The sequence below is a fragment of the Flavobacterium eburneipallidum genome (assembly GCF_027111355.2).
Taxonomy (GTDB): Bacteria; Bacteroidota; Bacteroidia; order Flavobacteriales; family Flavobacteriaceae; genus Flavobacterium; species Flavobacterium eburneipallidum.
Window position 1 is genome coordinate 1,947,629 of sequence record NZ_CP114291.2, and the last position, 11,713, is coordinate 1,959,341.

An 11,713-nucleotide genomic window follows, 5' to 3' on the forward strand; every position below is an offset into this window, starting at 1 on the left:
TTAAAACTACAGTATTTCTTCGATGTGTTTTTTGATGTTTTCTGCGATTTTTTTGGTTGGTAAATCATTGGCATCAGTACCAAAAGGATCTTCAATCTCTTCGGCAATTAATTCCAAACTCGCCAATACATAAAAAATAAAAACCACAACAGGAATTACAAAATACCCTAAAATAAACACATAAGCAAATGGTAAAGTAAGAACATAAATAAAGATAAATTTTTTTATAAAAGCACTGTAAGAGTAGGGAATAGGCGTGTTTTTGATTCGTTCACAAGCTCCGCAAATGTCTGTAAAAGATTGTAGTTCGTTATTGATAATTATGAGTTGATCGCCCGTTATTTTTTTGGAAATATACAAATCATTCACTTTTTGAAACAACATTTTAGCAACCTGATTGGGTTTGTGTTTGTGATGGTCAATTTCTAAATCGACATCGTCAAACAATTGTTTTGCGGTATCGTTATCATTCAAATGTTTTTGCAAAATGGAAGCATAACTAGGAATCATTTTTCTAAAAAAAGCCAAGTCACTTTCAGTGGTTAAAATAGCCGATAATTTTAGGGCTAAATTCCTGCTACTGTTGACTAAACTGCCCCACATTTTTCGTCCTTCCCACCACCGATCATAGGCTGTGTTAGTTCTGTAAGCTAGTAATAAGGAAATTACAAATCCTAACATACTGTGCATTACAGAGATATTTTTGACATGACTGTCTTCTGGTAAGTGCCAATATTCAATTTCTAGATAACCAATTCCGGCTGAATATAAGCCAATGAAAATCATCACTGGAATTAATTTTCGAAAGGTATCGGCTTTATTCATATTAAAAATAAAGCTAAACCAATCTTTTGGGTTGTAAGATGTCATTTGAGAAAATTTTGAACAAAAATAAACTAAAAACCTATAGTTCCAGCTAATTCTTTTAAAGCAATTTCAGATAGTTTTGCTTGAAATTGAGCATTACTATTGCGTACTTTGGCATTGATATAGTTCAATTGTGCCGTTCTAAATTCTAATGTGGTAATGGTTCCAATTCTAAATTTATCCAATGTAATCGAAAGATTTTGTTTGGCTATGGCTTCGTTTTCTTCCTCTAAACCAATTAATTCCAGATTGGTCAAATAGGTTTGAAAGGCTGTACTCAATTGGGTGTTCAAAATCATATTTTGCTGTTCGATAACAATTTGAGTATTTTCAATATCCAGTTTAGCCACTTTTTCGTTTCTATTTTGGTTTAAACCATCAAATAAGTTTAGTAAAGCACTAAATCCATAATTCAAACCTCTTGACGATGCCTGACTGGTAAATCCTAAACTCGATTGACTATCGGCAAAATTGTAACCTGTATTCAGTTTTACAGTAGGATAGCGGTCGGCTTTCACTTGCTTGAGTTGCAATTCGGCAATGCGTTTGTTGATGATTTGTGCTTCTAATGTTGGGTTTTGTTTTTGGGCTAAAGTCAATAAATCAGCAAAAATTAAGTTGCTGTCAACGGCAATTAAATCGGCTACTTTGAATTCTGTTTTAGGATCACGAGCCAAATGTTGATTCAATAAAATCTTGGAATTTGCATAGGTTTCCTTTTGTCTTAACAAGGCTACTTGATCTGAATTTAAGTCCACTTGGGCATTTAAAACTTCTAATTTAGAAGCTTTTCCAATTGTAAATCGGTTTTTTGCCAATGCTAACCTTTGATTCGATATAACAATGGTAGTGTCCAAAGCGGCTAACTGCTGCTGTTGTTGAACCAAATCATAATAAGCGGAATTTACCTGTCCAATTTTGACCAAAATAGTTCTTTTCAATTCAGCATCGCCTAGTTTTTGAAGTTCTTTCAATTGATCTAATTTGGCAAACATTTTCATTCCGTCAAAAATAGTCCAATCTAGACTTACTCCATAGTTCAAGCTGTTGTTTTTCGCATTATCTAGTGAAACAGAAGTTCCATCTTGGCGTGTTTGAGAAGAGTTTTGGATGCTGTTGTTGTCCACCACAGAAGCTGTTGCTGTAGGTAACATTCCAGCATTTCCAATCGTTACATTAGTCTCATTGATTTTAGAATTGTTTTTGGCAATTTTTATTTCAAAGTTGTTCTCTAACGCAATTTTTATTGCATTTTCTATAGTTAAAACTTCTTGAGCATTCGTTTTTAATACGAAAATGAAGAATACAATTAAACTACGGATTACTATTTTGGTATTCATATTTTGTTTTTTTTTACAACCAATTCTCTTTGATTATTTCAACACGAATGATAACGAATTGATTTGTGTAATTTTAAAAGTATAAAATTTGTGAAAATCCGTGAAATTCGTGTCGTCTTTTTTTATTTACTCTCTTTTTCATATTCCTCAATATGATCAAACTCTGGATAATGTTTTCTAGCTTTTGACCACATCAAATAAATAGCAGGAATAACAAAAAGGGTCAATGCCAATGAGAAAATGGTACCTCCAACAATAACCACTCCCATTCCAATTCTACTCGTAGAAGCAGCTCCAAGCGACATTGCAATAGGTAAAGCACCCAACGCAATGGCTAAACTGGTCATCAAAATTGGTCGCAAACGGGCTTCGGATGCTTCCATAATGGCATCGTATTTCGATTTTCCTTGTTCACGCAATTGATTCGCAAATTCGACAATCAAAATTCCGTTTTTGGTTACCAAACCGATAAGCATTACGGTTCCAATTTGGCTAAAAATATTCCAAGTTTGATTGAATAACCATAGCGAAAATAAAGCTCCAGCCACCGCCATTGGCACCGTTAGAATAATAATCAAAGGATCAATAAAACTTTCGAACTGTGCTGCCAAAATCAAGAAAATTAACAGTAATGCCAATCCAAATGCAAAAGAAGTATTCGAACTACTTTCGATAAAATCTCTAGATTCTCCTCCTAAATCGGTAGTAAAAGTATCGTCTAATACTTTGGTTTTAATTTCATTCATAGCATCGATTCCGTCTCCCATACTTTTGCCAGGAGCCAAACCTGCCGAAATCGTAGCCGACATATACCTATTGTTATGGTACAATTGTGGCGGATTACTTTGTTCTTCTACATTTACTACATTGTCCATTTGTATCAATTCGCCTTTGTTATTTTTGACAAACATCGAAGTTAAATCCAAAGGTTTTGAACGGTCTTTTTGGTCAAATTGTCCAATAACTTGGTATTGTTTACCATTTCTGATAAAGTAACCAAAACGCTGACCGCTCAATGAAAGTTGTAAGGTTTGTGCAATATCAAGAATAGAAATTCCTAAACTTTCGGCTTTTTCACGATCAATTGTTACGTTTATTTCGGGTTTGTTGAATTTTAAATTTACATCCGTAATAGAGAAAACATCGCTTTTGCCTACCTCTTCCATAAAAACAGGAATTTTTTCTCGTAGTTTTTCAAATGTTGGTGCTTGAATAATGTATTGTATAGGCAAGCCTCCACGTCTGTTTACTGCAATAGTGGGTTGCTGAATAACCGAGGTTTTGGCATTTGGAAAGTCTTTAGTCCATTTGGATAATTGGTCTGCTATTTCTTTTTGCGATGCTTTTCTTTCGCCTACATCTTTCAATGTTAGTCTAACAAATCCAGCATTGACAGAAGAAGTACTAAATCCTGGTGCAGTAATTACCAAACTTACTTTTTTTTCTTGGATAGAATCATCTACCAATTTGGAAATTTCTTGCATGAAGCGATCGGTGTATTCATAAGAAGAACCTTCGGGAGTGTTCATTCGCATCACTATGGAGCTTCGGTCGTCATAAGGAGCGGTTTCTTTTGGTAAAATGGTAAAGAACAAATAAATAATTCCAAAACAAGCAATTAGGATTGGAAAACTAATCCATTTTTTTGCCATAAAACTTTTTAAGGATTCTGCATAACCGCTGTTTAGTTTTTCGAAAAAGGGTTCTGTTTTAACATAGAACTTTGATTTTTTCTGTTCGCCACCTTTCATCAAATAAGCGTTTAACATTGGTGTTAAGGTCAAGGATACAAAGGCAGAAATTAATACCGCAGCACCAATAACGACACCAAACTCTCGAAACAATCGTCCGACGAAACCTTCTAGGAAAATTACAGGCAAAAATACCGCTGCCAAGGTTACTGAAATAGAAATCACGGCGTAGAAAATTTCGTTCGAACCTTTTATAGCTGCTTCAATTGGTGTCATTCCTTCTTCGACTTTTTTGAAGATGTTTTCGGTCACTACAATTCCGTCATCAACTACTAATCCTGTAGCTAAAACAATAGCTAACAGTGTCAAAACATTGATAGAAAAGCCAAAGAGCCACATGATAAAAAAGGTAGCAATCAGAGAAACAGGAATGTCAATTAAGGGTCTAAAAGCAATCGCCCAATCTCTAAAAAACAAATAAATGATAATGATTACTAATAGAATCGAAATACCTAAAGTTTCTGCTACCTCAAGCACCGATTTTTTTACGAAAACAGTATTGTCTAATGCAATATTGATTTTCATATCCTTTGGTAAATCCTTTTTTAGAGCATCATATTTTTTATAAAATTCTTTTGAAATATCTAAATAATTGGCTCCTGGCATGGGTACAATCGCCATACCAATCATTGGAAGCCCTGATGATGAAAGTTTGGTTTCGATGTTTTCAGCACCTAAACTAGCTGTTCCTACATCGCTAAAACGAATAATTTTGTCTCCTTCGGTACGAATAATAATATTGTTAAACTCTTCGGGAGTAGATAAGTTCCCAATAGTTTTTACCGTCAATTCAGTGTTGTTACCAGTTAACTTTCCGGAGGGTAATTCTACGTTTTGTGCATTTAGTGCAGTTCGAACTTCGGCCACTGTACAGCCATAAGCGGCTAATTTTATTGGGTCAATCCACAATCGCATGGCATAGCGCTTTTGTCCCCAAATTTGAACACCACTCACACCAGGAATAGTTTCCAATCGTTGTGAGATTACATTTTCGGCATAATCGCTTAATTCTAGTGCAGTTCTAGTATCACTTTGTAGCGTCATCGAAATAATAGACTCGCTATCGGCATCGGCTTTAGAAACCACAGGTGGTGCATCAATGTCTTGGGGTAAATTTCGAACCGCTTGCGAAACTTTATCTCGAACATCATTAGCAGCACTTTCAAGATCTTTGTCTAGATTAAATTCGATGGTTATGTTGCTACTTCCCTGATTACTTGTAGAGGTAATATTTCTGATACCATCAATAGCATTCACTGCTTTTTCGAGTGGTTCGGTAATTTGCGATTCTATAATATCAGCATTGGCTCCAGTATAATTGGTTCTAATAGAAACCTGTGCTGGGTCAATGGAAGGAAATTCTCTAACGCCTAAAAAAGTATAACCAATAAAACCGAATAATATGATGAGAAGGTTTAACACTATGGTTAAAACAGGTCTTCTTATGCTTGTAGTTGATAAACTCATTTTGTTGAATTATGAATTAGAAATTATGAATGATGAGTTACAAATTAGAGTCTTACATTAAAAGCTTCATAATTCGTAATTTCTAATTCATAATTTTATTTTAATTGGAGCATCGTTTTTCAATGACATTACGCCACTGGTTACTAAAGTATCTCCTGCTTTTAATCCAGATAGAATTAAGATTGAGGCATCCGTTCGGGTTGTGGCTTCTACCATCACTTCTTTGGCTTTACCCATATTTGAGATAAAAACTTTTTTACCATCTTGTACAGGAACAATGGCTTCTGTTGGCACAACAATCGCATCTTTAATAATATTCAAAGGCAATTTTACATCAGCAAAAGTGCCTGGGAAAAGTTTACCGTCAGTATTGTCTGCAATGGCTCGAATTTGTAGTGTACGAGTGGCAATGGCTACTTCGGGCTCAATAGCATATATTTTGGCAGTATAAGCTTTAGTCGATCCTGAAACGGTAAAATCTATCGTAGAACCTGATTTTACTTGCGTAGCATATTTTTCAGGAATAGAAAAGGTGATTTTTAATTTGCCTGTATTCACCAATTTTGCTACCAAAACAGTAGGGGTAATGTAGCTTCCTGGCGAAATAGAACGCAAACCAATTTTTCCTGAAAATGGCGCTTTTACAGCTGTTTTAGAAATTTGAGCTCGAATCAATTGGGTTTGAGCTTGTGCCGAAGCGTGATCGGCTCTGGCTACATCAAATTCTTCTTGACTGATGGCTTCTTTTTGAAGCAGTAATTTGGCTCTTCTTTCGTTTTCGGCAGTCAATCCTTCTTTGGTTGTGGCTTGTCTTAATTGGGCTTTCAACTCTATATCGTTTACTTTAAATAAAACCTGTCCTTTGTTGACAAAACTTCCTTCGGTAAAATAAATGCCTTCTACAATTCCTGAAACTTCACTCCGAATTTCTATTTGCTCATTGGCTTCAATAGAACCAGATAAAGACAAATTATTATCGAAAGTGCTGGTTTTTACTACCAGTCCAGTAACAACAGTTGGAGCTCCTTTGTCACCAAATTTTTTAGATTCTTCGTTTTTGCTTTTATTAGATACTATTCGGTAAGCTATAAAACCGCCAATTGAGATGATTAACAAGGCGTAGATTAGATTTTTTATTTTCATATAAGAGTTGAAAAAATGAGATTTAGTTTGTGTCTTTTGACTTTGAAAAACAAATTTAGGCGTTCAAATTTGTAAAAATGGGGCTTTTGGGTATAATTTAACAACTGATTAACAGTAGTATTTGTACTTGTTGTTTGAAGTGACAAAGTAAGACTGTATAAAAATAGGAAGGTTTAATTGGGGGCTAAAAAATAGATCGATAAATAAAGAATCCTTTTAATTAGTTGTAAGAAAAAATGAATACATTTGAAAAAACAAAAAGCGAAATAAACCTTTGCTAATCTAGCTGATTTTGGGTGTATATGCGAAGGTTTGTTTCTCCTATCTACAAGTTAGTTGCAACCCTATTAAGAAAGAAATGCTAATAAAAAATGAAAACAATGAATTTAAACGACATTTTAGGACTTGGAAAAGTATTACCAATTGACAAACTAATTGATATTGTTTCAAATTCAGTTGGGAAAATATCAAAACCATTCTTCGATAGAAAAGATGTTGATACTAAAGCATATGAAATCGAAAAACTTGCTGAAGCAAGGGCTAAAGAAATGAAAATTATGGCAACAGCTGTAAAAGAGAATTTTCAAATTACTGGAGGCATTGAATATAAGGATGAAAAAATAGCAATTAGTTCCCCAAAAGAACTACTGTTCGAAACACAACAAACAAATTTACTTACGCCTTCACTTGAAAATAGGACACAAGACAGAGTAAGTTTTCAAGAAGCAAAAAAGCAACTTAATATTGAAAATGTAACTGCATTTGCGGCTGAAGAATTAAGAAATGAAGAAGCAGTTACTGACGAATCTTTAGACGAAGACTGGACAACAAGATTTTTCAAAATTGCAGAGGAAGTTTCAAATGAAGAAATGCAAGCTTTATGGGGAAAAATTCTTGCTGGCGAAATAAAACAGCCTAAAACTTATTCATTGAGAACACTTGAACTTATACGTAATTTATCCAAAAAGGAAGCTGATATCTTTATGAAAGTAGCAAACTACGCAATTAATTCAAATGGTAAAAATTATCTATTTAAAGGCAATGATGATAATGTGATGAATGAAAAATTCAACATTAGTTATACTGACATTGCTCTTCTTACGGAGGTTGGCTTATTACAGACTGGCGATTATGTAAAACATCAATTATTACAACAGACTACAGAGAGACAAAAAATTTTTGTTGCAGGAAACATTATTCTTCTTGCAAATATTAAAGCAAACACACCGACAATTAAAATGCCAGTTAACGTATTCAGTAATTCAGGTAACGAACTTCTAAAGTTAATAAACACAACGCCACCAATTGACTACTTGACTTATTTTGCCAATTCAATTAAAAATGAAAATGTTGATATAAAATACGCATATATTTTAGCAAACGAAAATGACCAAATAACACATTCTCAACCTTTACTAGAATTCAAATAAAAGGGCCCAGCTTTGCGAAGTGTTCCTTTAAAAATAAACATTCTTAAAAGTTGGGTGTGCTGTGCGAAGATTGCTAGCGGTAATAATTTGACGAATATTGCATAAAATCAAAATATTGTACATACATTTGTACAAAATATAATAATTATGGTAGTAGCAAATATTTCAGATTTCAGAAAAGATATTAAATCTTACTTTGATAGAGTAGCAATAAACTTTGAAACTCTAATTATAAATCGTGGAAAAGATTCAGGGATTGTTGTTATTTCACTTGAAGAATACAATTCACTCATTGCAACAAATTATGAATTATCAAACAGAACTAACGAAAGTAGGTTAGATGCTGCTATTGATAAATTTAAGAAAGGGAAGTCATTTTCTAAAGACTTAATTGAGGAATAAAATGAAATATGTATTTGTTGATGAATCTTGGGAAGATTATTTGTATTGGCAAAAAATAGACAAGAAGAAAGTTAAAAAAATAAATGATCTACTCAAAGATATTTCGAGAAATCCTTTTGAAGGAATAGGAAAGCCAGAACCATTGAAACACAAATATGCGGGATTTTGGTCAAGAAGAATTGATGATGAACATAGATTGATTTACAGGTTTATCGATGATGAAATTCAAATTTTGAAATGTAGACATCATTACGACTAATAGTACTACCCCAGCTTTGCGAAGTGTTCCTTTAAAAATAAACATTCTTAAAAGTTGGGTGTGCTGTGCGAAGTCTCCCGACTTCGTACCCATTCCAATAGTCAACTTAACGGGAGTAATAAATACAAGTCCTAAAATAGTTGTAACGGCATATAATATTGGGTACGAAGTCGGGAGACTTCGCACAGCGAAGAACTACTAATAACATTCATATTTTTTAGAATACCCAGCTAGTATGAATATTTCGCTTGTAAACCCTTAACTAATATAATTCCAGATATTTTTCTTCTTGGTCAATTCGATATAAGTAGCTCTCAAAATAGCATTTTCTGGTTTTTGCATCGGGGCATCTTCTTTTAAAATTTGTAGAGCATAATTCCGTGCCAATTGTAAAATATCCCTGTCCCGAACAATATCGGCAATTTGTAAATTCAAAACCCCACTTTGCTGTGTTCCCATCAAGTCGCCTGGCCCACGAAGTTTGAGATCGACTTCGGCAATTTCGAAACCATCATTGGTTCCTGTCATGGTTTCCATTCGGGTTTTGCTGTCGGCACTCAATTTGTGGCTCGTCATCAGAATGCAGTAGCTTTGCTCTGCACCACGACCCACACGTCCCCGAAGCTGGTGGAGTTGCGACAATCCAAAACGTTCGGCACTTTCGATAATCATTACACTCGCATTTGGGATGTTTACGCCGACTTCAATCACGGTGGTGGCGACCATAATGTTGGTTTTTCCTTCGGCAAAGCGTTTCATTTCGGCATCTTTATCGGCTGGTTTCATTTTGCCATGCAGAATAGAAATAGCGTATTGTGGTAACGGAAAATCACGAGAAATACTTTCGTAGCCGTCCATTAAATCTTTGAAATCCATATTTTTAGACTCTTCAATCAACGGATATACGATATAAATTTGTCTTCCTTTGGCAATTTCGTCCCGAATAAATTTCCAAACCTTTAAGCGATTGCTGTCAAATCGGTGTACCGTCTGAATGGGTTTTCGACCAGGAGGTAATTCGTCAATAACTGAAATATCCAAATCGCCATACAAACTCATCGCCAAAGTTCTCGGAATAGGAGTAGCGGTCATGACCAAAACGTGTGGCGGAATTTCGTTCTTTTTCCAAAGCTTGGAACGTTGTTCTACACCAAAACGATGCTGTTCATCAATCACTGCCAAACCTAAATTTTGGAATTTCACTTTGTCTTCCAATAAAGCGTGTGTGCCAATAAGGATGTGCAAACTGCCATTTTCGAGTTCTTCGTGAATGATTCTTCTAGTTGCAACTTTGGTTGAACCTGTTAAGATTTTTATGTTGATATTCAGGTCTTTGGCTAATTCGCTTAAACCATTAAAATGTTGATTAGCGAGGATTTCTGTTGGCGCCATCAAACAAGCCTGAAAGCCATTGTCCAAAGCAATGAGCATACTCATCAAAGCCACAATTGTTTTTCCTGAACCAACGTCACCTTGTAATAATCGGTTCATTTGAGCATTGCTTCCCATATCAATTCGGATTTCTTTGATGACTCTTTTTTGGGCATTGGTCAGTTCAAAAGGTAAATGGTTTTTATAAAAATCATTAAAATATTCGCCCACTTTATTAAACGGATGTCCTTTTATTTTGTGCTTCCGAATGAGGTTTTTGCTGATTAATTGCAATTGTATATAGAACAATTCTTCGAATTTCAATCGGAATTGGGCTTTCGCCAAAGCTTCGGCACTTTTAGGAAAATGGATATTGAATAAGGCAGCGTTTTTTGGAATCAGTTTTAATTCGGAAATCAAATATTCAGGCAAGGTTTCAGAGAAAACAGCTTGTGTTTCTAGAAACAGTTGTTGCATCATTTTATTAATTGCCCGATTCGAAATTCCACGATTGGATAAAGTTTCTGTCGATGGATAAACAGGTTGCATCGCCGAACGAAGGCTTTGTTCATGTTCTTTTAGCAACTCGATTTCAGGATGCGCCATATTGAAAGTATTACCAAAAGAAGTGCATTTTCCGAAAATAACACAGATTTCATTTAGCTTCAGACTTTCCCGAATCCATTTGTGACCCTGAAACCAAACGAGTTCCATTTGTCCTGTATCGTCTGTAAAAGTAGCAACTAATCGTTTTTGATTTTTGCCAAATTCAACGGTTTTGATATTGATGATTTTACCAATGATTTGAACCTCGGCTATATTATTTTGGAGTTCGTTTATCTTGTAATAACGGGTTCTATCAATATATCTATTTGGAAAAAAATTAAGCAAATGTCCGTACTTGTGAATTCCCAATTCCTTGCGCAGCAAAGTTCCTCTGTTAGGACCAACGCCTTTGAGGTATTCGATGGGAGTTTCTAGTAGATTATTGGACATTAGTAATTTTAGAGTTTAGAGTTTAGAGTTCTGATTTTAGATTTTAGAAAAAAGAATATAGAACATAGAACATAGAGAATGGAACATGGATTTTTTAGTCTGTATTCTTTGTTCTCTTCTCTTTTATCTTTTAAAAGCGAAGATAGTTTTTTGTTTGTAAATTTAAAAACACAAAAAAACCCGAACTTTCATTCGGGTTTCCTTCGCACATAAACTTAAGATTATAGGATTATCTCAATCTGTCCACAGATTTTACAAGATCTTCATCCTTCTTGATGGCCTTATTAGCTAACACTAATAATACGATAGACGCAATAGGTAGAAACATCCCAATACCTTTCTCTGAAACAGCAATTGTTTCTCCAGATAGATTTAGTGAACGATAAACAAATAAGCCTAACAAAATTAAATTTAATATTATATTCAATCTGCCTAATACAAATTGAGTTTGTCTTTTTTTGAAGATGATAATACTGTAAACACTCAAAGCAGTACTTAATCCAAATAGGATAGTGTATATTTGGTTTTCGCTGGCCAAATATTCTTTACCATTCGTTAAAGTCCATAGCGGTAAAAAAAGCGATAAAATACCTGTTACCACAAAGGAAAGAAATAAATATACCGTTTGAATTCTTTGTATCATGTTTGAGATTTGTTTGACAAAAATATATTTTCTTTTTAATAAAT

General features: G+C 34.4%; 9 protein-coding genes. 3 read left to right on the forward strand and 6 right to left on the reverse strand.

Going from position 1 to position 11,713, the window contains the following annotated elements; genetic code table 11:
* Positions 1-6 precede the first annotated feature (6 nt).
* The 4 genes from OZP15_RS08015 to OZP15_RS08030 all read right to left on the reverse strand — a co-directional run bounded on the left by OZP15_RS08015 (position 7) and on the right by OZP15_RS08030 (position 6,568).
* Positions 7-870, reverse strand: coding sequence for a bestrophin family protein (locus OZP15_RS08015; protein WP_281335820.1), 864 nt, complete (start codon positions 868-870; stop codon positions 7-9).
* 26 nt (positions 871-896) lie between these two features.
* Positions 897-2,207 carry a TolC family protein gene (locus tag OZP15_RS08020; protein WP_269224989.1) on the reverse strand — a complete coding sequence of 437 codons (1,311 nt, stop codon included), beginning with the start codon at positions 2,205-2,207 and terminating at the stop codon, positions 897-899.
* Positions 2,208-2,329: 122 nt separating this feature from the next.
* Complete coding sequence (locus OZP15_RS08025) at positions 2,330-5,425, reverse strand: efflux RND transporter permease subunit (protein ID WP_281335821.1); 3,096 nt, start codon at positions 5,423-5,425, stop codon at positions 2,330-2,332.
* 87 nt (positions 5,426-5,512) lie between these two features.
* On the reverse strand, positions 5,513-6,568 hold the full coding sequence (locus tag OZP15_RS08030; protein ID WP_281335822.1) for an efflux RND transporter periplasmic adaptor subunit: 1,056 nt from the start codon (positions 6,566-6,568) through the stop codon (positions 5,513-5,515).
* Positions 6,569-6,948: 380 nt separating this feature from the next.
* Here OZP15_RS08030 and OZP15_RS08035 point away from each other — a divergent pair, with 380 nt between their 5' ends.
* From OZP15_RS08035 to OZP15_RS08045, 3 genes are all read left to right on the forward strand, one after another.
* Positions 6,949-7,998 (forward strand): DUF2806 domain-containing protein, encoded by a 1,050-nt coding sequence (locus OZP15_RS08035; protein WP_269224990.1) that lies wholly within the window; start codon positions 6,949-6,951, stop codon positions 7,996-7,998.
* 147 nt (positions 7,999-8,145) lie between these two features.
* Positions 8,146-8,400, forward strand: coding sequence for a type II toxin-antitoxin system Phd/YefM family antitoxin (locus tag OZP15_RS08040; RefSeq protein WP_269224991.1), 255 nt, complete (start codon positions 8,146-8,148; stop codon positions 8,398-8,400).
* Between the two features lies 1 nt (position 8,401).
* Complete coding sequence (locus tag OZP15_RS08045; RefSeq protein ID WP_125014257.1) at positions 8,402-8,659, forward strand: Txe/YoeB family addiction module toxin; 258 nt, start codon at positions 8,402-8,404, stop codon at positions 8,657-8,659.
* Positions 8,660-8,917: 258 nt separating this feature from the next.
* Here the strand turns inward: OZP15_RS08045 and recG are convergent, their stop codons facing one another.
* Both recG and OZP15_RS08055 read right to left on the reverse strand, forming a co-directional pair.
* Positions 8,918-11,026: an ATP-dependent DNA helicase RecG gene (gene recG / locus OZP15_RS08050; RefSeq protein WP_281335823.1), complete on the reverse strand. Its 2,109-nt coding sequence runs from the start codon at positions 11,024-11,026 to the stop codon at positions 8,918-8,920.
* 229 nt (positions 11,027-11,255) lie between these two features.
* Positions 11,256-11,669 carry a DUF4293 domain-containing protein gene (locus OZP15_RS08055; RefSeq protein WP_281335824.1) on the reverse strand — a complete coding sequence of 138 codons (414 nt, stop codon included), beginning with the start codon at positions 11,667-11,669 and terminating at the stop codon, positions 11,256-11,258.
* Positions 11,670-11,713: the final 44 nt, after the last annotated feature.

Coding starts and splice junctions, on each gene's coding strand:
- OZP15_RS08030 (WP_281335822.1), bottom strand. CDS start 6,568: ATGAAAATAAAAAATCTAATCTACGCCTTGTTAATCATCTCAATTGGC.
- recG (WP_281335823.1), bottom strand. CDS start 11,026: ATGTCCAATAATCTACTAGAAACTCCCATCGAATACCTCAAAGGCGTT.
- OZP15_RS08020 (WP_269224989.1), bottom strand. CDS start 2,207: ATGAATACCAAAATAGTAATCCGTAGTTTAATTGTATTCTTCATTTTC.
- OZP15_RS08035 (WP_269224990.1), top strand. CDS start 6,949: ATGAATTTAAACGACATTTTAGGACTTGGAAAAGTATTACCAATTGAC.
- OZP15_RS08040 (WP_269224991.1), top strand. CDS start 8,146: ATGGTAGTAGCAAATATTTCAGATTTCAGAAAAGATATTAAATCTTAC.
- OZP15_RS08045 (WP_125014257.1), top strand. CDS start 8,402: ATGAAATATGTATTTGTTGATGAATCTTGGGAAGATTATTTGTATTGG.
- OZP15_RS08055 (WP_281335824.1), bottom strand. CDS start 11,669: ATGATACAAAGAATTCAAACGGTATATTTATTTCTTTCCTTTGTGGTA.
- OZP15_RS08025 (WP_281335821.1), bottom strand. CDS start 5,425: ATGAGTTTATCAACTACAAGCATAAGAAGACCTGTTTTAACCATAGTG.
- OZP15_RS08015 (WP_281335820.1), bottom strand. CDS start 870: ATGACATCTTACAACCCAAAAGATTGGTTTAGCTTTATTTTTAATATG.